This is a genomic window from Stenotrophomonas maltophilia group sp. Smal12 (genome assembly GCF_037079935.1).
Lineage (GTDB): Bacteria > Pseudomonadota > Gammaproteobacteria > Xanthomonadales > Xanthomonadaceae > Stenotrophomonas > Stenotrophomonas sepilia.
The window spans coordinates 79,215-104,556 of sequence record NZ_JBAWUK010000006.1 but is presented as its reverse complement, the minus strand read 5'-3'; the positions used below and the strand labels follow the sequence as shown (position 1 = coordinate 104,556).

The 25,342-nt window shown below is 65.6% G+C and carries 28 protein-coding genes and 3 pseudogenes; 18 read left to right on the top strand and 13 right to left on the bottom strand.

The annotated features are described in order from the left end of the window. Together WDC87_RS04435 and WDC87_RS04430 are read right to left on the bottom strand one after the other, a co-directional pair. The gene (locus WDC87_RS04435; RefSeq protein WP_180890332.1) at positions 1-882 is read right to left on the bottom strand and encodes a PD40 domain-containing protein; all 882 of its coding nucleotides are present in this window, start codon (positions 880-882) and stop codon (positions 1-3) included. Then, a complete protein-coding gene (locus WDC87_RS04430; RefSeq protein ID WP_072167107.1) occupies positions 879-1,919 on the bottom strand; it encodes a hypothetical protein in 1,041 nt (346 codons plus the stop codon). The genes WDC87_RS04435 and WDC87_RS04430 overlap by 4 nt, the downstream gene beginning before the upstream one ends. Positions 1,920-2,010: 91 nt before the next feature. Between WDC87_RS04430 and WDC87_RS04425 the strand changes: the two genes are divergently transcribed. From WDC87_RS04425 to WDC87_RS04410, 4 genes are read left to right on the top strand one after another with little or no spacing between them, the layout of a single operon-like run. Beyond that, positions 2,011-2,937: a LysR substrate-binding domain-containing protein gene (locus WDC87_RS04425; RefSeq protein WP_252745006.1), complete on the top strand. Its 927-nt coding sequence runs from the start codon at positions 2,011-2,013 to the stop codon at positions 2,935-2,937. Further along, positions 2,934-3,395: an AraC family transcriptional regulator gene (locus tag WDC87_RS04420; RefSeq protein ID WP_252745005.1), complete on the top strand. Its 462-nt coding sequence runs from the start codon at positions 2,934-2,936 to the stop codon at positions 3,393-3,395. Before WDC87_RS04425 ends, WDC87_RS04420 begins: the two co-directional genes overlap by 4 nt. A 10-nt stretch (positions 3,396-3,405) precedes the next feature. After that, the gene (locus tag WDC87_RS04415) at positions 3,406-3,831 is read left to right on the top strand and encodes a VOC family protein (RefSeq protein ID WP_005416636.1); all 426 of its coding nucleotides are present in this window, start codon (positions 3,406-3,408) and stop codon (positions 3,829-3,831) included. Then, entirely contained in the window at positions 3,828-4,058 is a 231-nt protein-coding gene (locus WDC87_RS04410; RefSeq protein ID WP_005416635.1) for a hypothetical protein, read from the top strand. The genes WDC87_RS04415 and WDC87_RS04410 overlap by 4 nt, the downstream gene beginning before the upstream one ends. A 7-nt stretch (positions 4,059-4,065) precedes the next feature. Here WDC87_RS04410 and WDC87_RS04405 read toward each other — a convergent pair whose 3' ends face one another. Then, on the bottom strand, positions 4,066-4,761 hold the full coding sequence (locus WDC87_RS04405; protein ID WP_088497583.1) for an HAD family phosphatase: 696 nt from the start codon (positions 4,759-4,761) through the stop codon (positions 4,066-4,068). Between the two features lie 131 nt (positions 4,762-4,892). Between WDC87_RS04405 and WDC87_RS04400 the strand changes: the two genes are divergently transcribed. Then, positions 4,893-5,081 carry a hypothetical protein gene (locus WDC87_RS04400; RefSeq protein ID WP_146257819.1) on the top strand — a complete coding sequence of 63 codons (189 nt, stop codon included), beginning with the start codon at positions 4,893-4,895 and terminating at the stop codon, positions 5,079-5,081. A gap of 16 nt (positions 5,082-5,097) precedes the next feature. Here WDC87_RS04400 and WDC87_RS04395 read toward each other — a convergent pair whose 3' ends face one another. After that, on the bottom strand, positions 5,098-5,838 hold the full coding sequence (locus tag WDC87_RS04395; protein WP_072167103.1) for a DNA/RNA non-specific endonuclease: 741 nt from the start codon (positions 5,836-5,838) through the stop codon (positions 5,098-5,100). 311 nt (positions 5,839-6,149) lie between these two features. Beyond that, positions 6,150-7,163 carry a DUF4034 domain-containing protein gene (locus tag WDC87_RS04390; protein WP_301655160.1) on the bottom strand — a complete coding sequence of 338 codons (1,014 nt, stop codon included), beginning with the start codon at positions 7,161-7,163 and terminating at the stop codon, positions 6,150-6,152. A 159-nt stretch (positions 7,164-7,322) separates the two neighbouring features. On the opposite strand from WDC87_RS04390, the gene WDC87_RS04385 reads away from it, so the two are divergent. Further along, complete coding sequence (locus WDC87_RS04385) at positions 7,323-8,897, top strand: alpha/beta fold hydrolase (RefSeq protein WP_252745004.1); 1,575 nt, start codon at positions 7,323-7,325, stop codon at positions 8,895-8,897. A gap of 4 nt (positions 8,898-8,901) precedes the next feature. Here the strand turns inward: WDC87_RS04385 and WDC87_RS04380 are convergent, their stop codons facing one another. Together WDC87_RS04380 and WDC87_RS04375 are read right to left on the bottom strand one after the other, a co-directional pair. Next, a complete protein-coding gene (locus tag WDC87_RS04380; RefSeq protein WP_252745003.1) occupies positions 8,902-9,831 on the bottom strand; it encodes a DUF6708 domain-containing protein in 930 nt (309 codons plus the stop codon). Between the two features lie 60 nt (positions 9,832-9,891). Next, positions 9,892-10,188: pseudogene (locus WDC87_RS04375) on the bottom strand (PfkB family carbohydrate kinase); the annotation flags it as partial. A gap of 185 nt (positions 10,189-10,373) precedes the next feature. On the opposite strand from WDC87_RS04375, the gene WDC87_RS04370 reads away from it, so the two are divergent. Further along, positions 10,374-11,588: a hypothetical protein gene (locus tag WDC87_RS04370; protein ID WP_070489134.1), complete on the top strand. Its 1,215-nt coding sequence runs from the start codon at positions 10,374-10,376 to the stop codon at positions 11,586-11,588. A gap of 65 nt (positions 11,589-11,653) precedes the next feature. On the opposite strand, the pseudogene WDC87_RS04365 reads toward WDC87_RS04370, so the two are convergent. Both WDC87_RS04365 and WDC87_RS04360 read right to left on the bottom strand, forming a co-directional pair. Further along, positions 11,654-12,006, bottom strand: a pseudogene (locus WDC87_RS04365) (LysR substrate-binding domain-containing protein); the annotation flags it as partial. After that, a pseudogene (locus WDC87_RS04360) lies at positions 11,996-12,262 on the bottom strand (arsenic transporter); the annotation flags it as partial. The pseudogenes WDC87_RS04360 and WDC87_RS04365, both read right to left, overlap by 11 nt. A gap of 67 nt (positions 12,263-12,329) precedes the next feature. On the opposite strand from WDC87_RS04360, the gene WDC87_RS04355 reads away from it, so the two are divergent. Continuing rightward, complete coding sequence (locus WDC87_RS04355; protein WP_111007751.1) at positions 12,330-12,542, top strand: hypothetical protein; 213 nt, start codon at positions 12,330-12,332, stop codon at positions 12,540-12,542. A gap of 106 nt (positions 12,543-12,648) precedes the next feature. Further along, positions 12,649-13,206: a hypothetical protein gene (locus WDC87_RS04350; protein WP_227836732.1), complete on the top strand. Its 558-nt coding sequence runs from the start codon at positions 12,649-12,651 to the stop codon at positions 13,204-13,206. Here the strand turns inward: WDC87_RS04350 and WDC87_RS04345 are convergent. Genes WDC87_RS04345 through msuE form a run of 3 tightly spaced genes read right to left on the bottom strand, consistent with a single transcriptional unit; the run spans position 13,163 to position 15,858 of the window. After that, positions 13,163-14,197 carry a methionine synthase gene (locus WDC87_RS04345; protein ID WP_252745001.1) on the bottom strand — a complete coding sequence of 345 codons (1,035 nt, stop codon included), beginning with the start codon at positions 14,195-14,197 and terminating at the stop codon, positions 13,163-13,165. The two genes, WDC87_RS04350 and WDC87_RS04345, sit on opposite strands and share 44 nt — an antisense overlap. 39 nt (positions 14,198-14,236) lie before the next feature. Next, positions 14,237-15,214 (bottom strand): DUF1852 domain-containing protein, encoded by a 978-nt coding sequence (locus WDC87_RS04340; protein WP_252745000.1) that lies wholly within the window; start codon positions 15,212-15,214, stop codon positions 14,237-14,239. Between the two features lie 56 nt (positions 15,215-15,270). After that, positions 15,271-15,858 carry an FMN reductase gene (msuE, locus tag WDC87_RS04335; RefSeq protein ID WP_252744999.1) on the bottom strand — a complete coding sequence of 196 codons (588 nt, stop codon included), beginning with the start codon at positions 15,856-15,858 and terminating at the stop codon, positions 15,271-15,273. Positions 15,859-15,933: 75 nt separating this feature from the next. Between msuE and WDC87_RS04330 the strand changes: the two genes are divergently transcribed. The 4 genes from WDC87_RS04330 to WDC87_RS04315 all read left to right on the top strand — a co-directional run bounded on the left by WDC87_RS04330 (position 15,934) and on the right by WDC87_RS04315 (position 18,837). Beyond that, positions 15,934-16,848 (top strand): LysR family transcriptional regulator, encoded by a 915-nt coding sequence (locus WDC87_RS04330; RefSeq protein ID WP_072167094.1) that lies wholly within the window; start codon positions 15,934-15,936, stop codon positions 16,846-16,848. Beyond that, entirely contained in the window at positions 16,848-17,732 is an 885-nt protein-coding gene (locus WDC87_RS04325; RefSeq protein WP_252744998.1) for a methylenetetrahydrofolate reductase, read from the top strand. Before WDC87_RS04330 ends, WDC87_RS04325 begins: the two co-directional genes overlap by 1 nt. Positions 17,733-17,820: 88 nt before the next feature. Continuing rightward, the gene (locus WDC87_RS04320; protein ID WP_111007747.1) at positions 17,821-18,348 is read left to right on the top strand and encodes a DUF6622 family protein; all 528 of its coding nucleotides are present in this window, start codon (positions 17,821-17,823) and stop codon (positions 18,346-18,348) included. Positions 18,349-18,456: 108 nt separating this feature from the next. Continuing rightward, on the top strand, positions 18,457-18,837 hold the full coding sequence (locus WDC87_RS04315) for a hypothetical protein (RefSeq protein WP_111007746.1): 381 nt from the start codon (positions 18,457-18,459) through the stop codon (positions 18,835-18,837). Positions 18,838-18,898: 61 nt separating this feature from the next. Here WDC87_RS04315 and WDC87_RS04310 read toward each other — a convergent pair whose 3' ends face one another. Further along, the gene (locus tag WDC87_RS04310; protein WP_010485668.1) at positions 18,899-19,801 is read right to left on the bottom strand and encodes a LysR family transcriptional regulator; all 903 of its coding nucleotides are present in this window, start codon (positions 19,799-19,801) and stop codon (positions 18,899-18,901) included. 109 nt (positions 19,802-19,910) lie between these two features. Here WDC87_RS04310 and WDC87_RS04305 point away from each other — a divergent pair, with 109 nt between their 5' ends. The 5 genes from WDC87_RS04305 to WDC87_RS04285 all read left to right on the top strand — a co-directional run bounded on the left by WDC87_RS04305 (position 19,911) and on the right by WDC87_RS04285 (position 25,342). Beyond that, positions 19,911-21,032: a 4-oxalomesaconate tautomerase gene (locus WDC87_RS04305; protein ID WP_252744997.1), complete on the top strand. Its 1,122-nt coding sequence runs from the start codon at positions 19,911-19,913 to the stop codon at positions 21,030-21,032. A gap of 75 nt (positions 21,033-21,107) precedes the next feature. Then, entirely contained in the window at positions 21,108-22,166 is a 1,059-nt protein-coding gene (locus WDC87_RS04300) for an ABC transporter substrate-binding protein (protein WP_072167148.1), read from the top strand. A 14-nt stretch (positions 22,167-22,180) separates the two neighbouring features. After that, entirely contained in the window at positions 22,181-23,014 is an 834-nt protein-coding gene (locus WDC87_RS04295; RefSeq protein ID WP_049467258.1) for an ABC transporter ATP-binding protein, read from the top strand. After that, on the top strand, positions 22,998-23,774 hold the full coding sequence (locus WDC87_RS04290) for an ABC transporter permease (protein ID WP_005409726.1): 777 nt from the start codon (positions 22,998-23,000) through the stop codon (positions 23,772-23,774). The genes WDC87_RS04295 and WDC87_RS04290 overlap by 17 nt, the downstream gene beginning before the upstream one ends. 134 nt (positions 23,775-23,908) lie before the next feature. Further along, complete coding sequence (locus WDC87_RS04285; protein WP_252744996.1) at positions 23,909-25,342, top strand: porin; 1,434 nt, start codon at positions 23,909-23,911, stop codon at positions 25,340-25,342.

Genomic DNA, 25,342 nt, shown 5'->3' with positions numbered 1-25,342 from the left:
TCATGGTTCGCCCGAACGGTAGCGGATGCGGTACAGGTCCAACCCCGCACCGTCTGCGCGCCGCGCCGAATAGGTCAAAGTGTCAGGTTGCGAGCCATCCAGCATCGCACCGTAGCTGTCGCCGGAGGCTTCGTTCACCGGGGAGGGCAATGCATGGCCCGCGTCATAACGGCCTCCACGCTCGTAGGCAATGAACTGGCGGACCGGTGCAGTGGCGAAGTCCAGGGCGCGGGCAAACACCACCGTTTGGCCGTTGCCGAGGAACGTGGCATCGAACTCCTGTGCGGCGGTATTGATGCCACCCGGCAGCGGCCGCGCCAGCTGCGCCACGCCGCCGATCATCGTGGCGCTGTAGAGGTCATGGCCGCCGGCACCGCCCGCGCGATCGCTGGAGAACAACAGCGTACGACCGTCCGGCGAGAGCATCGGCGCGAACTCGTCGGCCGCGCTGTTCACCGCGGGGCCCAGATTCTCCGGTTCGCCGAATCGACCGTCACGTCCAATGCTGACCCGGTACAGATCGTCGCCGCCCTGGCCGCCTGCTCGATCCGAACAGAAATGCACCGTGCGGCCATCGGCAGAAAAGGCGGGATCGAAGTCTCGTCCCGGCGTGTTGAACGAGACCGGCGTCGCCGGCCGCCAGCGCTGCCCATCGTGGCGGGAGACCCAGATGTCATACCCGCCCGGACCGCCGGGACGGTTGCGGCTGAACCACAGCGCGGTGTTTCCGTCCGGGCTCAAGGTCAGTCGAATCTCGTCGTACTGCGTGGATGCAACGCCCGGCGCAAAGCGTTCGGCGGGGCCGACGATCTGCAGCACCCTTGAGGGAGTCGCGGGGGGCGACGCAGAAACCAGCAGCATCACGGCCAGCAGCGCTTTCATGCCTGCCGCTCGAAGTCGCTGACCCAGTTGGTTTCCCAGCTGCGCCCGCCATCGGTCGATGCCGCCTGTTCCCAGCGCGCCGAGCGCGGGGTAATGCGTGACCAGATCACCCGCGTCTGGATTGATCGACCGTCGTGCTGGTCTTCGCCGAAGAAGCGGCCGACGCCGGCCTCGAAACCACCGCGCAGCGGCGCGCCGATCCGGGTCGGCTCCCGGCCATCCAGCCACCAGCTCAGCCAATGCCGCTCAGCGGCGTTCCAGGCGCGGATACCCATGCCGCGCAGCGGTGCTCCCGGCACGTCCATGTGGTTGTCGCCCACGTTGCCGAATCCTCCCAGTACCGGCCAGTTGTGCAGGGTGCCGTTGAACGCGTCCCACGCATCACTGCCTGCCAGCCGAGCACGCAGGCGACGATGGCGCACGTTCCAATGGCCCACCAGGAAATCGAAATCGCGCGGTGCATCCGGCAGCTTCGGAAGCGGTGAGGGGACCGCCGCAGTGCGGCGGAACCAGTTGCGCCAGTTCACTTCCCAGTGCGCGCCGGCATCGTCGGAGAACGCCTGCTCCCACCATGGCTCCTCGCCATGGATGTCATGCCAGCGGAACCAGACGTCGATGGGGCGTCCCCTGAAGTGATCACGACCACGGAAGCTGCCGCCATCGCCTTCGAAGACGCCGCGCACGGGCGCTTCGATATGGGCAGGGTTGCGCCCATCGATCCACCAGATCGACCACGTGGAAGACACTGGATCAAAAGCACGCACGCCCAGGCCTCTGTACGGGCCCGAAGGCAGCGCCATGACGTTGTCATCGATGGTGCCGAGCCCGCCCAGGGTGAGCCAGACCGCGCTGGCGCCGGTGAAGGCTTCCCAGCGGGTGTCGCCCAGCAGGCGCTCCTTCAGGCGTTGGTGCCGGACCTGCCAGTTGCCCTGCAACCATTTCCAGTCGTCGCTGTGGCTGGACAGGGGCCGCCCCGAGGGTAGGGCGCTTGAGGCTGCCACTGCGGCCAAGGTGGCCAGGAACTGCCGTCGATCCATGTGCGTGACCCCTTGCCGGAAGTGCCTCCATCGTTGCGGATGCGAGGGGGATTGACCACGCAGATATCCGGGCTCAGGCTAAGCCACACTTATGGTGACCCAACGCCAGCTTCCATCGCTTGCCGCCATCCGCGCCTTCGAAGCGGCGGCGCGGCTGGGCAGTTTTGCCCGTGCCGCCGAAGAGCTCGACACCAGCGCGGCATCGGTGAGTTACCACGTGCGCCGGCTGGAGGCCCAGACCGGCACCTGCCTGTTCCTGCGCCATCCACAGCATGTGGAGCTGACGGCGACGGGTGCCAGCGTCGCGCAGGAGGCCACCCGGGCCTTCGACGCGCTTCGTGCCAGTTTCATGCGCGCCGCTGACATGGATGCGGCGCGACTGCGCCTGTCCGTATTGCCCACGCTGGGCACCAGTTGGTTGACACCGCGGCTGGGCAGTTTCCGCGGCCGCCATCGGAGCATCGTGCTGGAACTGGACCTGTCGGCAGAGCCGCAGGACCTGGCCGCCGGGCATTTTGATGCTGCCATCCGCAATGGGCATGGCGAGTGGCCCGGGCTGCAGGCCACGCCCCTGTTCCCCAGCATTTTCACCCCGTTGTGCGCGCCAGCGCTGCTGCCGGCGGCAGACGGGCTCGGGCGCCGGGCCTTGGAGGTTCCGCTGCTCGGCAGGCCCGACTGGTGGGCACTGTGGTTTTCCGCACATGGCGCGGTTCCGCCGCCGGCCGAGGAGAGCCTGGTCAGCCCCTTTGCGGTAGAGCATCTGGACGTCGGCGCGGCCATTGCCGGGCAGGGCATCGCCATTGCTTCGCCAATCCTGTTCCAGGCCGAACTGGACAGCGGGCGCCTGGTGCAGGCACATCCCGGTGTGGCCAGCGACGGGCGTGGTTTCTGGTTCGTGGCACCGACGGCGCGCAGCCGGAGCGCGAAGGTCATTGCATTCGGTGACTGGTTGGGCGAGCAGGCCGCGCAGGCTAGGCATGCGGCGCGACATCATCTGGCGCGCACGGTGGCGGCATGAACCAGAGCCCTGAACTGCTGCGACGCCTGCTGCGTGCCAAGGACCGGATGGACCATGCCAGCCACGAAGACTGGCCGGTGGCCCGCCTGGCCGAAGTGAGTGCCGTATCCGCGGCGCATTTCGCGCGTTCGTTCAAGCAGGCCTTCGGGCTGCCACCGCATCGCTACCTGCTGAGCCGACGGATTGAACGGGCCGTGGCGATGTTGCGTGACACCGATCTGCCGGTCACCGAGATCGCCGCGCAGACCGGCTGGAGCAGCCTGGGCACCTTCGGCCGCATCTTCCGTGACATCACCGGCGACAGCCCGGGCAACGTGCGCGAGCGTGAGCGGGCCGGCCAGGCGACGCCGGCCTGCGTGCCGGAGTGCCACGCACGTGCCGCGCAGCGACCGGACCTGAACATCGCAGTTTTGGAGAAGCGCCGTCGCCAGGCGGTTGCTAACGTGGACCCCACCTGAGGGAGGTCCCATGACAAACACTGTGAACACGGTCGGCCTGTATGTGCGCGACCAGGATGAGGCACTCGCGTTCTACGTCGGCATGCTCGGTTTCGAAGTGCACACCGATGTGCGCAATGGCAGCTACCGTTGGCTGACGGTACGCAGCCCCGGCCAGGACGGATTCCAGCTGGGGCTGTTCGTTCCGGGCCCGCCCACCCACGATGCGGCCACCGCGCAGGCACTGCAGCAGCTGGTGGCGAAAGGCGCAATGCCGCCGCTGGTGCTGGCCGTCGATGACTGTCGGGCGCGCTATACGCAATGGCTGGCAAGGGGCGTCGAGTTCACCCAGGAGCCGGTCGAACGCTATGGCGCCATCGATGCCGGATTCCGTGACCCGTCCGGCAATGGCTGGAAGATGATCGAAGCCCGCTCTGAAGCGAGGCGCCGTCAATGAGCCGGGGGGGCTGGGCGCGGCCCGTGCATCGCTGGACCTCGATCGTCTTCACCCTGGCGGTGATCGCCAATTTCGCCGTCCGCGGGCTGGGACAGGGCGAGCCGGCAGCGTGGATCACCTATTCGCCGCTGCCGCCATTGTTCCTGCAGCTGTTCACTGGCCTGTACCTGTTCGTGCTGCATTACGCCGGGAAGCGCCGCAGCGCCGCACTGGACGCCGCAGGCTGAGGCCGACTCAGGCGGCAGCGTCGGCGGCGTAGGCCGCCAGCAATGCCGGCAGCTGGTCCATGCGCTGGAAGATCACCTTCGCACCCGCAGCGCGCAGGGCCTCCGGCGTGCTGTGGTGCGGGCCGCCCTCGCTGAAGCCAAACACGGTGGCACCCGCCGCCACGCCGGCGGTCGCGCCGGTCACGGTGTCTTCGATCACCGCACAGCGGGCCGGGTCCACACCCAGCGAAGCGGCAGCGGCCAGGTACACGTCCGGGTGGGGTTTGGTCTGCGGCATGTCCTGGCCGCTGAAGACGTGGTCACCGAAGGCATCGAGGATGCCGACCTTGCCCAGTTGCAGTTTCACCTTGATCAGGTCGGCACCGGACGCGCAGGCAATGCGGCCACCGGTCGCTGCGGCGATCGCACGCACGGCCTCGGGCGCCCCCCGGATCGGCTCCAGATCCCGTTCCAGCGCCCGGTTGCGCTGCTGGCGGAACTCCTCCAGCCATTCCTCGGTGAACGGCTTGCCGGTGCGCTCTGCGATCAGCCCGGCCAGATGGGCCACGGATTGGCCCAGGAAGACCTCGCCGGCCTGCGCCGGGGTCAGCGGCCAGCCGCGTGCGGTCAGCATTTCCGAGAGCACGCGGGCCACCAGCGGCTCGGAATCGACCAGTACGCCGTCGCAGTCGAACAGCACGGCATCGAAGGGGAAACGGGACATCAACTACTCCGGGAACAGCCAAAGGGGCGAGGCGCCCGCCATTTTCCCATAGCGGGACGGGCAGGGCACGCTGGCCACAGGAACGCTAGACTGCCGGGCCACCCCACCCAGCGCTTGCACGGGAATACCCCTTGAACCGAGTGCGATCCCGGGCCCGGCACCATCGCCTCATCAGTGCCGGCATCGCCGGCGCGGTGACGCTGGCCGGCAGCTGCCTGCTCCCTGTCCTGCTTGTCGTTGCCACCGTCGCAGGCGCCGCAGTGCAGTTCCTGGTTGCCAGAGTGCTGGCGTCACGATGGCTGCGCGTGCAGGTATCGTGATTCCTCTGCCTGCCGATCAGCCCAGGTCACACCCTGCAGGCTGTGGCCAGGTGCTGGCCGGCAGCATGTTCTTCAGCGAGGTCGGTGCGTTGATCGCCACATAGCTGGCGCCCAGCAGCTCCTCCAGATCGGCAATCGTCACCAGATAGTTGTCCAGGCTGCCCAGGTTGGCCTCGTTGGGAATGATCCAGCTGATCGCCTTGGCGGTTCCGGTGTTCGGGTCACGGGTGATGATCGTCTTCCAGAAGAACTCCGGGGTCGGGATGCCATGGCTGGCCAGGAAGTAATCGTTGGCGGCGTCGCCGTAGACCACACCACCGTAGACGTCCACCGGTGCGATGTCGCGGTAGCACTCGGCCACGTTTTCGGCCTTCACCCAGATGCCCTGGTTGAAGCTGGACACCTGCGGCACGATGTTGGTCATGTAGTTGGCGCGGCGGATGTAGGTCGCGTCGTAGTCCATGTGGTTGGACGTGACCAGGTGGCCACGGTCGTAGCCGGATCTGATGCTGGCGTAGGACGCGGTGCTGGTCTGGCCCAGGCAACCGGCCGGCAGGTCCGGGTCCTTGTAGAAGCTGGACGGCCGTGCGGCCGAACCGGTATCGGCAGTAAGCGTGTACTCGTAGCGGGTGGCGCTGTGGATGCTGCAGTCGTAGGTCAGCACGAAGCCGCCCTTGTTGAGGGTGACCACCTGGGCCTGTGCAGCACCGGCAAAAGCACTGAGTACGAAAGCAAAGACAAAGCTTGCAAGGCGCATTTCGATTCTCCAGCAGAAGATTCAGGGCGCAGCCGCCCGTCACGACCTGGCCGGGGCGAGGTCATGCGGAGATGCTGCGGAGACGGATGCTGCGGATTGCGGTGGAGCCTGGCCGCGTTGTTGGGCCATCAGCCCTGCGGTGTCATAAGCGTCACAAGCTGGCGTCTTGTGGTCAATGACGAAAGGGCGAAGCTGTGATCATGCGCAAGCACTGGTGATATGTCAGATCACGCGGCGCGTGGATGACACGCGCGCGTGCTAGGCGCCCGGCAGGCCTGCCAGCTGCGCCCCTGGGCCTGCGGCGGCGGGCGCTACAGGAGTGTTTCCTGTTCTTCGTCCGGCGCCAGGCATGCGGCCTTGCTTTGCTCGGTCGAGTGCGCAATGGCCGCCTCGTCGAAACCGGCGCGGCTCAACCACAAACGATTCCAGCGGACCAGTGCGTCGCCGTCGCGTGCCAGGCAGGCATAGCGGACGATCGATTCCAGGTTGTCGATGGTCGGGTACTGCTGGGCGATTTCGTCCAGCCCCTGGCGCATCAGCGGCCAATCTGGCTTCGCTGCGCGGAAGTGATCGGGCGAATATTCGGTGGCCGACCAGTACAGCCGTGCGTAGCGCATGGCCCGCTTCTTCTTCGGTGCACTGGCCATCGAGTGCCGCGCGAAGGCTTCCATCTTCTGCGCGCTGCCACCCCAGGCCGGCGTGAAGTACTCCATGGCAATGAGGTGCAGTGGTTCGTAGTCGGGGAAGGCCTTCGCTGCGCGATCAACGAGCGCCAGCATTTCGTCGTCATCCGCGCTTTCGCGCAGCGCGATCAGCACGTTCATCTCGTGCCAGAACGGGTCGCCGCCGGCAACATCCTCATGCGATTGCAGGTAGGCCCGCGAAACCGCGTTGTACTCATGGAACTGTGCCCAGTCGTCGGCGTTGACGGTGTTGGCGTAACCGTTGCCGCGGTAGCTCCAGGCCAGGTTGAGTGGAATCCGTGCGGTGATCAGGTGGGCCGCCGCAGACTTCGGCGCGTGCTGAACCCAGCGCGCCGCCCATGCAGACCAGTCGTTCCAGGCTTGAACCTCCTGCCGCGACGTGCCGATTGCACGCGACATGCAGATGTAGAAACGGCCGAGCCGGGATTGGCCGGCGGCGTTGAGCTCGCCCTTGCGGAAACGCGCGGCCATCGCATCAAGTGCCGCAAAGTCTTCGTTGGCCATCAGCCGCGCAATCTCCGCGCAGTCGTTGGCCGGTTCGGGGGCATCTTCCGCCAACACTGAAGGGGCGAACAGATAGGCGACGCTGGAGAGCGTGCCTGCGACGAGCATCCTGTGCATCGGGGGCGTCCTTGCTTTGATGGGAGACTGCGGAGGGCCCGCAGTGCCTTGAAGCATAGCAAGGCGCGCTTTGCGGCATGTTGCGTCGCAAGGTGCCAGCCACCATTCGCACTGGTACGGTCCGATCCGTTGCACCACCACCGACGGGGAGAGACAACGATGCGCAAGGTTCTGCTGCTGTTGATCCTGCTGACCGGGCTGGCGCCCACGGCCCTGGCGGCCACGGTCAAGACCACCCATCGCACCATCCCCAGCTGGGATGGCACGCCCCTCGGGGCCTTCGTCATCGAACCCCAGGATGCCGGCAGTGGCCGCTATCCGCTGCTGGTGATGCCCAGCAGCTGGGCAGTGCCCAGCGTGGAGTACGTGGGCGCGGCACAGTCGCTGGCGCAGCGCGGCTATGTGGTCATCAGCTACAGCTCGCGCGGCTTCTGGGAGTCCGGCGGCAGCATCGACATCGCCGGGCCCGCCACGTTCGAAGATGTCAGTGCCCTGATCGACTGGGCGCTGGCCAACACCCGGGCCGATCCGGCCAGCATTGGTGTCTCTGGCATCTCCTACGGGGCCGGCACCAGCCTGCTGGCGGCGGCACGCGATCCGCGCATCAAGGCCGTTGCCGCGCTGAACGGCTGGGCCGACCTGCAGGCGTCGCTCTACAGCCATGACACGCCCAGCGCACAGGGCATCGCCCTGCTGGTGGCAGCCGGCCTGGCCACTGGCCGCCCCGGGGCGGAGCTGGCCACCATCAACGGCAATGTGCTGGTCGGCAACTACCAGGGGGCGGTGGACTCGCTGCTGCCGGTAGCGGCACAGCGCAGCCCGGCCAGCAGCCTTGATGAGATCAATGCCAACCAACCCGCGGTATTCCTCGCCAACGCCTTCAACGACAGCCTGTTCCCGCCGGGCCAGCTGGTCGACTTCTTTACCCGCCTGAAGGGACCCAAGCAGTTGCAGCTGCGCCATGGCGACCACGCCCTCAACGAAGCCTTCGGTGCGCTCGGCATTCCCAATGAAGTCTATGCCGCGGTGGGCGACTGGTTCGACCACTACCTCAAGGGCGTGGCCAATGGCATCGACCGCCAGCCGGCGGTGCAGTTGAAGTCGCAGAAGGGCAGCTGGAGACGTTATCCGGACTGGCAGGCCACCTCTACCGGCGCCGTAAGCTACGGGCTGACCGCGCCGACCGGGCTGCTGCTGCCCACCGGAGGGCTGGCCGAGAGCGGTGGCGGCACCGGTTGGAACTACCGGATCGGCAGCGGCCTGCTGACCGCCGCCAACTCCGGCGTGGTGATGGCGTCCGGCGCGCTGCAGATGTTCAACCTGCCGCCCGGCGCCTATGTGCCGTTCGTTGACCGCAACGCCGCAGGCGTCTGGCAAGGCCCGATCTACTGGAGTGCACGCCGCCTGGATGGCGCACCGGAAGTGCGGTTGACGGTGACGCCCACGCGCGCCGACACCACGCTGTATGCCTACCTCTATGCCGAGGATATGCTGGGCAACGGCCAGCTGATCAGCCACAAGCCGTACACCCTGCGCGGTGCCACGCCCGGCCAGCCGAGAACCATCGATCTTCGCCTGGAAGCCAGCAGCTGGAACCTCCCGACCGGCAGCCGGCTGACCCTGGTGGTCGATACCGTGGACCTGCGCTATGCGGGCATCAGCCAGCTGGGCGGTGCGGTGACCTTCAGCTCGCCAGCCAACGCGCCTTCGGTGCTGAAGGTGCCTTTGCATTGATGGGTCAGCGCAGGTCCGGTGGATTCATCGAAGCGTCGCGGACACAGGGATCACCGGCGTCCGGTGTCAGGCACGCCTCGATGTCCGGTGGAAACCGCGGAATCCTGCTGGTCTGCATCACCACCCAGCGCATGATCGTGTGCAGGTAGTTGAGTGGCAGCATCGTGAGCCACATGAAACCCGGGAGCTGCGCGTCTTCGGCGAAGATGCGCTCCTTGCCGGACGCGAAGCTCTCGCGCTTGCCGTCCAGCGGCATGCAGTAGTGCACCGCGTCCACGACGGCTGCCGGTCCTTCTTCCATGTAGCGCCGCAGGAACTCCCAGTGGGCATGCGCGTTCTCGATGCGGGAGGTCGCGATGCAGAACGCGAACGTCTCCCGTACTGTCACGCCATCCGCGTCTAGGATCAGTCCGCGGACATCCCAGTTGTACCATCCGAAGGTTCCGGTTCCGCGGCCAAGCGTGAAATACACCCGGTCCCAGGGCGCGCTGAGGGTGGTGCCATCCAGCCGGAACACGTGTATCTGCCGATGCTTGCGATCAAGCGCGATCGGATAGTAGGTCCAACGGAACAGCTCGAGGCAAGCTACCCATATGCTCGCTGCAGTGAAGACGGCCAGCATCGCCATGCCTATGAATATCGCCTCCCACAGGCCGTTTTGGTTCGGTAGCCTGTTCACGACCAGCAACCAGAGCAGCATCAGCATGCCGCCCAGCCCGAGGGCAATGCCGATCGCGCCCAGCAGGGCTGCAAAGCCACGTGCGGCGAACCAGCGATCCACCGAAACCAGGCAGTTCGAATTCATCTTCACCACGCACAGCTGCGCCAGCGGCGCGACATCCAGTCGCTTCTTCCGCAGCAGGCGGTGCTCACGATCAAACGCATTCAGCGGGCGGTTGTTGGGAAATTTGCGCGTGTATCCGGTGTAATCCATGGGCGATCCCTGCGCGATTCCAGCGCCCGTTGGATTCTAGCGAGATTATCCTGGGGGAGATCAGCGACGAACGTCGAACTGGTCGCTCTCCATCAGCGCCCGGACTTCAGCTTCGCGGGCAGGGCTGAAGTCGCCGGGAATGGCGTGCTTCAACGCGCCCGCAGCCAGTCCGAAGCGCACGGTGCTTTCTGCGTCCAGCCCGGACAGCAATCCGTGCACGATGCCGGCGGCAAAGGCATCGCCACCGCCGATGCGATCAACGATGCCGGGCAGCGGCCTCGGAGGAGCCTGCGCGCGGGTTCCATCGCGTCCCAGCAGCAGCGCACCGAGCACGTGATGGTCGGCGCTGATTACCTGGCTGTTTCTGAAGAACTACCAGCGCTAAGCTTGATCTGGCGCGACGCACACCTGCGTTGAAGCGCGCAATGCATCACGAAACGGTGAATGGCCCTCCTGCCCCGCCGAGCGCAAAGAGGTTTCCTGCTACCTTCGGCCGTGGAGCCGGCACTGGCTCCTGAACTCATTCCATGGAGGAAACCTAGATGTCGCTAGCATCAGTTCTGCTTGTTCTCGCGTCAGCTCAGAGTCTCGCGGTCATGCCGGCAGGCCAGGCATTTTCGGAGAAGGAATCGGATATCGCTGCCAAGGCCTACATGAGTGCGAACGGCGTGTCACTCGACACCGCCAAGCGCAGGCTGGAAGTTGAATCCGAGCTACCTTCGGTCATCGCCGAACTGAAACGGCGATACAGTGATCGGCTCGCATTTGTTTCGATCGAAAACATGCCCGATCAACACCTCGTTGTTGGACTGAAGGGAAACATGATGGAGGCGGTCCGGCACTTCAGAGTGAGTGACTCATCCATCAGGGTCGAGTTCGAGGAGGGGTATCCGTACACGGAGAAGGAGTTCTCCGAAACCATGCATAGAGTCGTTCCACTTGTGGTCGAACTCATACCTGATGCAGTGAGTGTGGACGGCCGCCCCGAGCTGGGCATGATTGACGTTTCGGTTCGTGGAGCCGATGCAAAATCGTATGAAGCGGCCAAGCGCAAGATTGAAGAGGCTGCGAAGCTGAAGGTCAACATCATCCTTGGGAGGGATCCCTTCCGCAATTCGGCGTACACCGCCGGTGGGGCGATCCTGACTGCCAATGGCAGGATGTGCACAAGCGGCCTTGCGGTTCGGCACAAGCTGACCAAGGTAAAAGGGCTCCTTACGGCAGCGCACTGCGATGATCAGTTGCTTTACAGCAATTACGGTCATGAGGTTGGTGGCCCGCAGGTCATGATGCCACTGACATTCCAGGACGCGCTCTTCGACGGTAGTCACGATGTTCAATGGCACTCGCTTCCTGCTGGAAATACACCGCTCCAGGAAGTGTTCGCAGAATTGAAGGGTGAGTACCAGACGAAGGCATTGATACTGATCCATGCGGACCTTCCACTGCATGGCCTCCTTTGCTTCCGAGGGGCTCGCACCGGCTTCAGTTGCGGAACCGTCACATCGGTGCAGCACGCCCCGTTGGGCGTATGTGGCGCTGCAGTCTGTGCACCCACTTGGGGAAGAGTGGAAGGCTCCGAACTTGCATGCGCGTCCGGTGACAGCGGCGCCGCCGTCTTCAACAAGAGCGGCTCAGGCTACGGGATCGTAAAATCCGCTGAGAATCCCAGTGATTCAATCGAGAAGGGAAGCTGCAAGGCGTTGACCGTCATGCCCTTCGGCAAGGTTGCCGATCTGAATCTCGACCCGGTATGAGGCACCGGGACCGAGGAAGCCTTCAGTAGGCGCCGCAGGGAATTGCTGCGGGCAGGAGAGGTGGCGCGCTCTGCCGTGGGCGAGAGCAGGGCACCACGGCGGCGGACTATGCCGATCGTGCGCGACACTACCGGGTTGCCGATCGCGCGTGTCACCAGGGTGGGGTGATCCCCGTCCGGCGTGGCCATCTTCGGCAGCGCTGACACGCCGATGCCGGCCTCGACCATGCCCAATGAGTCGACAGGTGGGCCACTTCGTAGTGCCAGCTGAGCTTGAGGCTCTCACGCGCCAACGCACCATTCAGCAGCGTGCGGTTGCCGCTTGTGCGGTGCACGGTGATCAACTGGCGCTTGGCCAGATCCGCCCATTCCACCTTGCGCTTGCGTGCCAGGGAATGATTGTGCCGGGTCGAACAGGCCTTCGCGCCGGGCCAGCCGGGCCAGCCGGGCCAGCCCGGCCAGCATCATCATGCCGATCAGGAACAGATAGACATCGCGACCCTCGGCCACCGCGTGCAAGGTCGTGCCGAACGGCACCGTTCCCAGCAGTGGAAGCAGAAGAGCAGCCCCCAGTGCCCACACGTACTCCGGAATGCGGAATGGCCGGAACAGCAGGCCGAGGGTCGCCACGGTCACGGCCGCCCAGATGAGGAAAGAGGAACAGGAAGCGAGCATCGGGCGGGGTGTCGCACCTCCCCCGCATAAGGTGGGAGCCATTCAGGGCGTTGCGATGGACTCAACGATGTTCGACTACCAGGGCTGGACCTTCAAGGCCAATGGCCGAACCCGGGTGGCCCGGGTGGAACTGGATGGCGACGGCGACGGCACCATCAACCGTTACCGGTTGACCCTCGGGCCCGCCCAGTCCGGGCTGTGCATCAAGGTGGCCTCGCAGGAGGAAGCCGCCAAGAGGCTCGAAACCGAGGTGGAGAAACTGCTCGGCCCAGAGTGGTAAAGAGGGGAGTGGTAAAGAGGGCTTCACTGCGGCAGAAGCGTTGTGAGGTTGCCAGCGCCACTCCGCAATCTCAGTCCATGCGACGGCCGACCGTATTCTTACGGCCATGCATTCGCCCTCCAGCGCTCCCGATTTCATGATAGCCCGCCGGCCCTCGGGCTGGGTGCAGAGCGGCGAGCGCTGGGATCTGTGGTGGAACGGCCGTTCGGTGGCCAGTATCGTGCCGCATGCCGCGCTCGGGTTCCGTCTGTACCTGGACGCACGCAAGATGTCACAGGTCAAGGTCGTGTCCGCCACCAGCACCCGTCAGGCCAAGCGCTACGCCGAGCGCTGGTGTGCTGCACGGCTCTGCCCGCAGTTGCCTCTGCGCGATGCGGTGGCGCGATTGGTGGATGCCGGTACTCCACCGCCTCCGGCGCTCACGCGGGAACAGCGGCAGCAGGCCCGGCGCCTGGCCGAAGCCGGGGCAGGGGAGATGGGGCGGATCAAGGAAGCACTGGCGCCACGGCCGCGCATGACGGCCGCCAGGCCCGAGGTGCAGGGGCGAGGTGGAGCCTGGTCTGTACCCGGCCAGGTTCCATCCTCCCCGCGCCGAAACGGGAACACATCCCCAGCCAGGGCTACGCCGAAAGCTCCTCACGTACGATCCTCGCCCCCGCGCTGAGTGCGCGCAGCTTGCCCCTGGCCACGTCGCGCGCCAACGGCGCCATGCCACAGTTGGTGCTCGGGTAGAGCTTGTCGGCGTCCACGAACTGCAGCGCCCTGCGCAGGGTGTGGGCCACATCCTCCGCCGATTCCACCGTGTTGGAGGCCACGTCGATGGCACCGACCATCACCTTCTTGCCACGCACCAGCTCGATCAGGTCCATCGGCACGTGCGAGTTCTGGCATTCCAGCGAGATGATGTCGAGGTTGGAGGTCTGCAGCTTGGGGAACGATTCTTCATACTGGCGCCATTCCGATCCCAGCGTCTGCTTCCAGTCGGTGTTGGCCTTGATGCCGTAGCCGTAGCAGATGTGCACGGCGGTCTCGCACTTCAGTCCTTCGATCGCACGCTCCAGCGCGGCCACGCCCCAGTCGTTCACGTGGTCGAAGAACACGTTGAAGGCCGGCTCATCGAACTGGATGATGTCCACGCCGGCGGCCTCCAGCTCCTTCGCCTCCTCGTTGAGGAGCTTCGCGAATTCCCAGGCCAGTTTCTCGCGGCTCCTGTAGTGCGCGTCGTACAGGGTATCGATCATCGTCATCGGACCGGGCAGCGCCCACTTGATCGGCTGCGTGGTCTGGCGGCGCAGGAACTTCGCATCCTCCACGAACACCGGCTTCGGACGGCTCACTGCGCCGACCACGGTCGGCACGCTGGCATCGTAGCGGTTGCGGATGCGCACGGTCTCGCGCTTCTCGAAATCAACGCCGCTGAGGTGTTCGATGAAGGTGGTAACGAAGTGCTGCCGGGTCTGCTCGCCGTCGCTGACGATATCGATGCCGGCATGCTGCTGTTCCTGCAGCGACAGGCGCAGCGCATCCCGCTTGCCTTCAACCAGGGCTTCGTCCTGCAGCTTCCACGGTGACCAGAGCTTCTCGGGCTCGGCCAGCCAGGAAGGCTTGGGCAGGCTGCCTGCAGTGGAGGTGGGGAGCAGCGTCTTCGTCGGCATTGTGTCGTGTGTCCTGGGGGAGAATGGAAAGTCGATGGATCAGCGGGCGGCCCACTGCTCAAGCACGGCGCGGTAGGGCTTGATGAAGTGCTCTTCGGTGAACCGGCCCTGCTTGACGGCCAACTGGCTGCGCTCTTCACGGTCGTAGACGATGCGGGTGGAGGAGTAGTCCTGGTGCTTCAGGCTGGGCTGGTAGACCTTGCCGGCCACGGAATTGGCGTTGTAGATCTCAGGGCGGTAGATCTTCTGGAAGGCCTCCATCGTGCTGATGGTGCCGATCAGTTCCAGGTTCGAGTAATCGCCCAGCAGGTCGCCCTGGAAGTAGAAGGCAAGCGGTGCGACGCTGCCCGGAGGCATGAAATAGCGCACCCGCAGGCCCATCTTGTCGAAATACTGGTCGGTGGGGGAGAACTCACCCTGGCGGTATTCCACGCCCAGGATCGGATGGTGGTTCTCGGTGCGGTGGTAGGTCCTGCTGCTGGAAACACTGATGCAGATCACCGGCCCCTTGCTGAAGTTGGCGCGGTAGGCGTCCGAGCGCAGGAAGTGCTTGAACAGCTTGCCGTGCAGGTCGCCAAAGCCCTCCGGAATGCCGAAGGTGTCCTTGCCTTCGTTGCTGGCCGGAAGCACCACGCTGAAGTCGTAGTCACGGACATAGGACGAGAAGTTGTTGCCGACGATGCCTTCGGTGCGCGCGCCGGTGTGCGTGTCAACGATGGTCGGGCGCAACACTTCGATCAACGGGAAAGGATCGCTGCCGTCGGCGCCGTCGATGTGCATCTCCACCGAGATGATGTCCAGCTCGACCGCGTAGCGATCGGCGCTTGGGTTGTCCCAATGCGCCAGATCATTGAAGCGGTTGTTGATCATGCGGATGGTGTTGCGCAGGTTTTCCTGCCGGGACGCGCCGCGCGCCAGGTTGGCGAAGTTGGTGGTGATGCGCGTGCCTTCGGCCGGCTGGTAGTCCTCGTTGAAGGGGATGCGCGTGATTCTGAAGGTGAAGGCGTCGGTCGTCATGGGCGGCGTTCCGTGTTGCGGGGTGGCATCCGGATGCGGGCGAGGGCATCCGGCATTCAAAGAGCTGCGGCGGTCTCAAGGGCGGTGGCACGATGGCGGGGCAGCGCCAGCAGCGGCATGGCCCGCCGTACCGCCAGTCGCGCCCGCTCGATCAGGGCGTCGCTGTGCACGCGGCCGTCGGCGAAATCGCGATCGGTGGCGTAGATACCCAGTGGCAGGGTGCGCGCCTGGAAGAAGCTGAAGAGCGGGCGCAGCTGATGGTCGATCACCAGCGAGTGGCGCTCGCTGCCACCGGTGGCGGCCAGAAGGATGGGGGTGTCGACCAGTGCGTCCTGGTGGATGAAGTCGAAGAAGTGCTTGAACAGCCCCGTGTACGAACCCCGGTAGACCGGCGTTGCCACCACTAGTACATCGGCCTGTTCAACAGCAACCAGCTGCCGCTCCACAGCGTCGGGCACCTGTGAGCGCCACAGTGCGCCGGCCAGCCGCGGCGCCAGCTCGCCCAGTTCGATCAGGTGTTGCTCGCAATGGATGTCCTCGCCGATCAGGCCCAGCAGATGCTCGGCCAGCGTGGTGGCCCTGGAAGGGCGTTGCAATCCGCCGGAGACGGCGACGATTCGAAGGGGGCGGGCAGGTGAAAGCATGACCCGATCCTAGTCAGTGCCTTCCATGACGTAAAATGGTATTACTTCACCTATCCATGAGTGAGATTCATCTTAATGTTGGAGCGGATCCACCTCAGCATCGTGCAGCAGGTCGAGCAGCAGGGCTCGCTCACCGCTGCTGCCGGCGTGCTCAACCTGACCCAGTCGGCGCTCAGCCACAGCATGAAGAAGCTGGAGCAGCAGCTGGGTACCGATGTCTGGCTGCGCGAAGGCCGCAGCCTGCGGCTGACCCAGGCCGGGCAATATCTGCTGGCAGTCGCCAACCGGGTGCTGCCGCAGCTGGACCTGGCCGAGGAGCGCCTGCGCCAGTTTGCCCAGGGCGAGCGCGGCGCGCTGCGCATCGGCATGGAATGCCACCCCTGCTACCAGTGGCTGCTGAAGATCGTCTCGCCGTATCTGGCCGCGTGGCCGGATGTGGATGTGGACGTCAAGCAGAAATTCCAGTTCGGCGGTATCGGCGCCTTGTTCGGCTACGAGATCGACCTGCTGGTCACCCCCGACCCGCTGCTGAAGCCAGGCCTGAAGTTCATCCCGGTGTTCGACTACGAGCAGGTGCTGGTGGTGGCCAGCAACCACGCCCTGGCCAAGGTGGACCACGTAAAGCCGCGCCAGCTCAGCCAGGAAGTGCTGATCAGCTACCCGGTGCCGTTCGAGCGCCTGGACATCTACAACCAGTTCCTGCTGCCGGCCGGCATCACCCCGCGGCGCCACAAGGCCATTGAAACCACCGACATCATGATGCAGATGGTGGCCAGCGGCCGCGGCGTGGCCGCCATGCCGCGCTGGCTGGTGGAGGAGTACGCCGCGCGCATGGACGTGGTGCCCGTACGCCTGGGTGCCAAGGGCATCCCCAAGCAGATCTATCTGGGTGCGCGCGAGGCCGATACCAGCATCGATTACCTGCAGGCCTTCATCGAGCTGGCCCGCAACAGCTCGCCGCTTGCCGGCAACGCAGACGGAGCCCGTTGATGCCCGTACCTGGATCACTGCGGGCGGAAGCCTTCATTAACACCTTTTCATTGGAGGTCAGCGCGAAGGCCATGCCCGCGCTGCGCGCCGAGGCTGACCGCATACCGCGCGGCACGATCATCTCCATTCCCTGGCTGGCCAGCGAGGATGACGACGCACGCCTGGCCGCCGCACGCACGGTGCGCGCGCTCGGCTTCGAGCCGATGCCGCATCTGTCTGCGCGCCGTATCGGCTCGCGCGCGGTACTCGGGCGGTTCCTTGAGCGCGCGGCCAGCGAGGCTGGTGTCGAGCAGTGCCTGGTGATCGCCGGTGACCTCGCCACGCCTGCTGGACCGTTTGCAGACAGCATTTCGATCATCGAGGCCGGACTTCTGGAACGGTGCGGCATCAAGGTCGTGGGTATCGGCGGGCATCCGGAAGGTCATCCAGTAATGAGCAGTGATGATCGCTGGCAGGCGCTTGAGTGCAAGTGCCACGCCATCGAAGCGCGCGGCATGTCGCCCTTGATCATCACCCAGTTCGCCTTCGATGCCGATACCGTGCTGGCCTGGCTGGATGCACTGCGCACGCGTGGCATCGCGGTTCCGGTGCTGGTCGGTGTGCCGGGGCCGGCAAGCATCCCCCGGCTGCTGCGCTACGCCGCGATGTGCGGCGTGGGCGCCAGTGCATCGATGTTGGCCCGGTATGGCATCTCGATCGGCCGGCTGCTGGGAACGGCGGGGCCGGAGGTGTTCGTTGACCGCCTGGTGAAGGGGCTGACCAGCGCCCATGGCCCGGTCAGCCCGCATTTCTTCCCGTTCGGTGGCGTTGCGCCGTCGCTGGAGTGGATGGCGCGGTACCGGCGGCGCATTTCCAGTGCCCGCAGCGTAATCCCCGAAGGCTGACAGCTGTCACTGGCTGCAACCCGGGCGGAAGCGAATAGTGAGCGCCAAGGCGAGCGCACCTCGCCACCACTCACCAAGGGGACCGCTCATGAACATGCTCCAGCATCTCGCCTCGCAGACGCCGATCTGGGTCTGGCTGCTGCTGGCCTTCCTGGTCACCCGTGGCATCGCCGCCATGAAGCCGGCCGAGACCTCGCTGCAGAAGCTGGCGATCGTACCCGCCTTGTTCGCCGTCTGGGGTGCCTGGTCGGTCAGTCATCGCTTCGGCGCGTCGCTGAGCGCCTGGAGCGAATGGCTGGCCGGCATCGCCACGGGCGCCGCGCTTGCCTGGCTGCTGCTGAATCGGTTGAAGCTGACGCTGGACCGCAGTACCGGCAAGCTCTGGCGCAACGCGGATTTCAGCCTGCTGCCACTGCTGTTGATCACTTTCCTGGTGAAGTACGGGTTCGAAGTCGCATTTGCGGTGTCGCCGTCGCTGTCCGCCAATGCTGGCTTCAATGCCGCCTACCTGCTGCTGGCAGGCGGATTCACCGGCATCTTCGTTGGCAAGTACGGCCGATACCTGGCCTCGCTGCGGATGGATGCGGCAGGCAAGGGGCTGGAAACCGCAGGCTGATCGCCCGGGTAGTGCCGGCCGCTGGCCGGCTTCCCCATGCAGGGTTGTGCGGGGCTGACGCAGGCGTCACGATGCCCACCACTGGCCAACACCGGAAATGCTGACGTCATGAAGACCACATCCTGGTTCTGGATCAACGTGGCCAGTCACTTCGGTATTGTCGCCGCCCTGGCCTGGCTGCCCGCACGGTGGACGGGCCAGCTTGTAGAGGGTTTGGCCGGCACTCAGCCGGCTATTGGCGATGCCCAGCATGTGGCCCTCATTGGTTCCATTTTTGGCTTCTGCGTGACCGCACTGATCTTCATGGGGGCGCTGACAGTCACCGGCGAACTCCTGGGTTTCTCCAGGCCCTATGCGCGGCGGCCGGAGCCCCGGAACGAAGCGCAGGTCGTGCACCGGAAGGTGTTGCTGGTTGCATTCGCCACGCTCTCGTGGGTGGCCGTGGGATCGCTTGCAGGTATTGCGTCGATCTTCGCGGCTTCGTCATGAAGGGCGGCCCTGCCAGCGTCTGGCGCGCCGGAACGCATAGGCGCGTGAACCGCGCAGTTGCTCACGCCTCCCCGCGCCACTGGCTCATCAGCATCTGCAGGAATCGCTCCGCCGTGGGCGAGAGCAGGGCGCCGCGGCGGCGGACGATGCCGATCGTGCGTGACACCACCGGGTTGCCGATCGCGCGCGTCACCAGGGTGGGGTGATCCCCGTCCGGCGTGGCCATCTTCGGTAGCACCGACACGCCGATGCCCGCCTCGACCATGCCCAGTGACGTCGACAGGTGGGTCACTTCGTAGTGCCAGCTCAACTTGAGGTTCTCGCGCGCCAGCGCACCATCCAGCAGCGTGCGGTTGCCGCTGGTGCGGTGCACGGTGATGAGCTGGTGCTCGGCCAGATCGGCCCATTCCACCTTGCGCTTGCGTGCCAGAGGATGATCGCGCCGGCATGCCAGCACGAATGGATCTTCAGCGAGCACGTCGAAATCGAGATTCGGATCGTTGGCACCCATGAAGTTGATGCCGAACTCCACTTCGCCACGTTCCACTGCCTGCAGACCCTCCGTGGCCGGGATATCCAGGATGCGGAAGCGCACGTTCGGGTGCGCTTCGTGGAAACGCGCCATCACGCTGGGCAGGAAGTAGAACGCCGCCGTCGGCAGGCACGCGATGGTCACGGTAGCGCCGCGGGTGTCTTCGCGGCCACGCAGTGAGAACAGCGAGCCATCGAACTCCTCCAGCATGCGACGCACCAGCGGCAGCAGGTTCTCGCCGACGGCGGTAGTGCTGACGCTGCGCGTGGTGCGCTCCAGCAGCGGCGACCCCACCGCCTGCTCCAGTTTCTGGATGCGGCGGCTGAGTGCTGGCTGGGAGACGTGCAGGATTTCTGCGGCGCGGTGGAAGCTGCGGGTCTCCGAGACCAGCAGGAAGGCGCGTAGATCCAGGATTTCGCAATTGATGCTCATGGGGTATCAATCATCCAAAAATCAGCAATTCACAGATCAATTGGGGTCATGCCAGTATCGAATCACAGAGGGGTCATTCATCCCCTATACGCATCAATCTAGCACACGTATGTCCAACGATCTGCTCAGCATTCCCTGCGTACTCATGCGCGGCGGCACCTCCAAAGGCCCGTTCTTCCTGGCCAGCGACCTTCCGATGGACATCGCTGAACGCGATCGCCTGCTGCTGGAAGTGATGGGCTCGGGCCATCCGTTGCAGATCGACGGCATCGGCGGTGGCAACGCGCTGACCAGCAAGGTGGCGATCATCGACCGCTCCAGCCGTCCGGACGCCGATGTCGACTACCTGTTCGCCCAGGTGCGGGTAGAGCAGCAGGTGGTGGATACCTCGCCGAACTGCGGCAACATGCTGGCGGCCGTAGGCCCGTATGCCATCGAGCGTGGGCTGGTGCAGGCGCAGGATCCGCAGACCGAGGTGCGCATCCACAACGTCAACACCGGCAAGCTGATCATCGCCACGGTGGAAACGCCCGGCGGCAACGTGGTGTACCGCGGTGACACGCGCATTGCCGGCGCGCCGGGCTCGGCCTCGCCGGTCAGGCTCGCTTTCCTTGATGCGGCAGGCGCCCGCACCGGCAAGCTGCTGCCCAGCGGCCACGCGCAGGAAACCATCGATGGCGTGCCGGTCAGCCTGGTGGACTGCGCGATGCCGATGATGCTGGTGCGCGCAGAAGATCTGGGCGTGCGCGGCGATACCCCGCCCGCCGAACTGAACGCGGACGCGGTATTCATGCGCCGGCTGGAAGCGCTGCGCATCGAGGCGGGCGCCCGCATGGGCATCTCTGACGCCGGCAACAAGGTCATTCCGAAGCCGGTGCTGCTGTCGGCGCCACAACATGGGGGCGATCTGCAGGTGCGCTATTTCATGCCGCATCAATGCCACACCGCGCTGGCCATTACCGGCGCGGTCGGCCTGGCCACCGCCGCTGTTACGCCGGGCACGCTGGCCCACACTTTGGTCGGATGCCTGTCCGTTCCCGGCAGCATTACCCTCGAACATCCGAGCGGGGCCCTGGAGGTGGGCCTCAGTCGCAGCTCGCAGGACGCGCCGGTCGTTGCCAGCGTCGTGCGCACCGCACGCCGGCTGTTCGAAGGACGCGTGTTTGCCACCACGCCAGCACTTGCCGTGGCCGGTTCCACCCAAGCCCGCCAATGGACGTCAGCGGCATGATCTGAACCCGGACGGGCCGGCGCAGGTGCGCATGCCCGCCATTACAACGTAGATGCTTCACTCCTGGGAGGGATGATGTACAAGCAGTTCTTGATGGCCGCGCTGTGCGCGGCTGGTCTGGCCGCGGCCGGATGCAGCAACAGCGGGCGCACCGAAGGCGCATCCGCCGGCGGTGGTGACCATGCACCGGTACGCATCAGCGTCGGCTCCTACAACCTCAACAACCTGCCGTTCTTCATTGCCGACGCCAAGGGCTACTTCAAGGACGTCGGCCTGCAGGTGAAGACCGAGAACTTCGCCCAGGGCGGCTCCAAGGTATTGCAGGCGCTGGTGGCCAATTCCACCGATGTGGCCGTCGGCTTCTACGACCACACCATCCAGATGCAGGCCAAGGGCAAGGACGTGGTGGCCTTCGTGCTGCTCTCGCGCAACTCCGGCCTGGTGATGGCCGGCCGCGAGGATGCCAGCTTCGATCCGGCACGCCCGGAAACCATCAAGGGCCAGAAGGTCGGGATCACCGCGCCGGGCTCATCGTCGGACTTCTTCGTCCGTCACTTCCTTGCTCAGCACGATATCCCGGTCGACAGTGTCTCGCTGATCGGCGTCGGCTCGGGCGCGGCTGCGGTGGCCGCGCTGGAGCAGGGCAAGATCGACCTGCTGGTCAACTACGACCCGGCCGCCACCCTGATCACCGAGCGCAAGGTCGGGAAGATCCTCCTCGACGCGCGCAGCGATGACGGCGCCCGCCAGGTCTATGGCGGCCTGTACCCGACCTCGGTGATGTACGCCAACCAGAGCTTCCTGGACAAGCGCCCCGAAGCGGCCGAGAAGATCGCCCGCGCCGAGCAGATGGCGTTGAAGTTCATCGCCGACAACAGTGCTGAAGACATCGTTGCGGCGCTGCCGGACAGCTACGTCTCCGGCGACCGCGCCACCTATGCGCGCGCGGTGGAGAACGCCCGCGCGATCTTCACCCGCGACGGTCATTTCACGCCGGCTGATCTGGAAACGCCGTTGAAGGTGCTGCGCGAGTTCAATACGGATGTGGCCAAGGCCAACATCGATCTGTCCCGCACCTACACCAATGCCTTCGTCGAGCGTGCCAACGCCGCGGCGCCGGCTGCCCAACCGTAAGCGGAGGTAACCCCATGGCCCTCAATGCCACCGTGCGCCAGCTCAATGGCGCACCGCAGCTGGAGCCTGCACAGACCATGGTCGCCATCAACAAGGTGACCATGTCCTTCGGCGAATTCACCGCCGTCCGTGATGTCGACATCCAGGTGGGGGACGGCGAGTTCCTTGCCATCGTCGGGCCGACCGGCTGCGGCAAGAGCACCATCCTCAATTCCGTGGCGGGCCTGCTGAAGCCGTCGTCCGGGCAGGTCAGCATCGATGGCCGTGCGGTCAGCGGCGTCCAGGAGTCGGTCGGCTACCTGTTCCAGCAGGACGCGCTGCTGCCGTGGAAGACGGCTTACCAGAACGTTGAGCTCGGCCTGCGCTTCCGCGGTGTGCCCGAAGCCGAACGCAAGGCCAAGGCCAACGCGTGGCTGGCCAAGGTCGGCCTGGCCGGTTTCGAGCACCGCTATCCGCACCAGTTGTCCGGTGGCCAGCGCAAGCGCGTGCAGATGGCGCAGGCGCTGATCGTCGAGCCGAAGGTGATCCTGATGGACGAACCTTTCTCGGCGCTGGACATCCACACCCGGCACCTGATGCAGAACGAACTGCTGCGCCTGTGGCAGGAGGACCGGCGCTCGGTGATCCTGATCACCCACGATCTGGAAGAAGCGATCGCCCTGGGCGACCGCGTGGTGGTGCTGTCATCCGGTCCGGCCAGCCGCGTGGTGCGCAGCTTTGACGTGGATCTGGAACGCCCGCGCAACGTGGCCGAGATCAAGCTGGATGACCGTTTCACCGACCTGTACCGCGACATCTGGGCCTGCCTGCGCGGCGAAGTGGAGAAGAGCTATGCACGCCAAGACTGACAAGTTCATCCAACTGGCCCTGGTTGTGGCCGTGTTCGGCGGCTGGGAGGGCGGCATCGCGCTGGGCGTGATCGATCCGTTCTTCTTCCCCTCGCCAACGGCGATCGTGCAGCAGGCCTGGACCTGGCTGTCCGATACGTCGTTCTACCAGCACGTCTACATCACCCTGACCGAAACCGCGCTGGGCTACATCATCGGCACCGGCCTCGGCGTGGCCGGCGGTGTCTGGTTGGGCCTGAGCCGCCGCTCGGCGCGCATCCTCGATCCCTTCATCAAAGGCTTCAACGCAATTCCGCGCGTGGTGCTGGCCCCGATTTTCGTGTTGTGGCTGGGGCTGGGCCTGTGGTCGAAGGTGGCGCTGGCGGTCACCCTGGTGTTCTTCACCACGTTCTTCAATGCCATGCAGGGCGTACGCGAGGTGAATCCGGTGGTACTGGCCAATGCCCGCATCCTGGGCGCAAGCCGCAGCGACCTGCTACGCCATGTCTACTTCCCGGCAGCAGCCAGCTGGATCCTGTCCTCGCTGCGCACCTCGGTGGGCTTCGCCGTGGTCGGCGCGATCATCGGTGAGTACCTCGGCGCCTCGGCGGGCCTGGGTTACCTGATTGCGCAGGCAGAAGGCAACTTCAACGCCGTCGGTGTGTTTGCCGGCATCATCATCCTTGCCGCCTTCGTGCTGGTCATCGACGCGCTGCTGGACGTGGTCGAGAACAAGCTGATCACCTGGCGTCCCAACGCCCAGGCCCAGGCCACCAGCTGACCGGGCCGGGCTGAGCCCGCCTGCCGCGCCGCCGGGCCGATCCGGCGGCGCGCGCTTCCTCCCCCGATCTTCCCCCGCACCACCGCAACAGGCCAGCGCCGGGCCAGGGGGCCGGCTGGCCGGAGAGAGAGTCCATGAACCATTCCACCGTGCTGCCGCTGGCAGCGCTGTCGGTCGCGCTCGGCCTGCTGTTGGCCAGTGGCCATGCCGGCGCCCAGTCCACGTCTTCGCTGCCCGCGCCGCTGAGCCAGGCTGAGCTGTCACGCCTGGTGCAGCAGCAGGCACTGCAGATCCAGCAACTGGAAGCACGCCTCCGCGCCGTGGAGGGCGGGCACAGCACCGCCGGTGCGGCGGCCGCAACGCAGGCCCCCGCGCTGGACACCCGCGTCGCCGCACTGGAATCCAGCCAGGCCAAGGCGCCCAAGGTCACCTGGTCCAAGGGCGCACCGGAGTTCAGCAGTGCCGATGGCAGCGTGGTGTTCCGTCCGCGCGGACGCCTGTTCGTCGACGCATCCAGCACCGATGGATCGTCAGTGAGTGACCGCAACATCTCCGGTACCGAGATCCGCTCGGTGCGGCTGGGCGCCGAAGGCCGCTACGGCATCCTCGGCTGGGCGGTGGAAGGTGACTTCGCCGACAACGCGGTGGCGTGGAAGTCGGTCTACGCCACCGTTGACCACCGCCTGTTCGGGCTGCCGGCCGACCTGACCGTAGGCAACCGCCTCAACGACCGGGGTATCGACGGCTCCAGCAGCACCTCCAACACGCCGTTCCAGGACCGCAACGTGGTCGGCACGCTGATGATGCCGCAGCGCGGCCTGTTCGGTGTCGGCCTGACCGAGCGCGTGTACGGCAAGAACTGGCATGCCAGCCTGTCGGTGGCCGGCAACGATCTCAACAACGCCGGCACCGACAACGACAGCCAGACCTGGGCCACGCGCGTGCATTGGAACCCGGTGGCCAACGACGCAGTCACGGTGCACCTGGGGGCCTGGGCCTTCCACGAGGAGATTGCCGCAAGCGCCAGCGGCGTCGTCCGCAGTTCGGCCATCGCCGGGCACTTCAACGACCTGGTCAAGATTGCGCCGGGCACACTGCTGGGCGCCGAGCGCAGCACGTCCTATGGCGCGGAACTGGCAGGCTTCTTCGGGCCGGCCTGGGCGACCGGCGAATGGGGTACGCGCAACCTGCGCGGGGCCGGCGCCAGCGGGCGCTACGATCTGGACCACCAGGCCTGGGCGATCTCGGCGGGCTGGTTCCTGGCCGGTGCAAGGCCGGCCTATTCGGGCAAGGCCGGCACCTGGGGCCGGGTGAAAGTGGCCGATCCTGTCACCCGCGGCGGCGCCGGGGCATGGGAACTGAAAGGGCGCTACGAAGACGTGGACTATGCCGAGCTGCCCAGTGGCGGTACCGGCCACGCGTGGACGCTGGGTGCGAACTGGTATCTCAACGACTTCAGCCGCGTGATGTTCGAGGCGATCCGTTGGCAGACCCGCAACCGCAGCGGCACCGGCCAGGGCAGGGATGAAGGCACCACCTTCAACACCCGCCTGCAGGTGGCCTTCTAG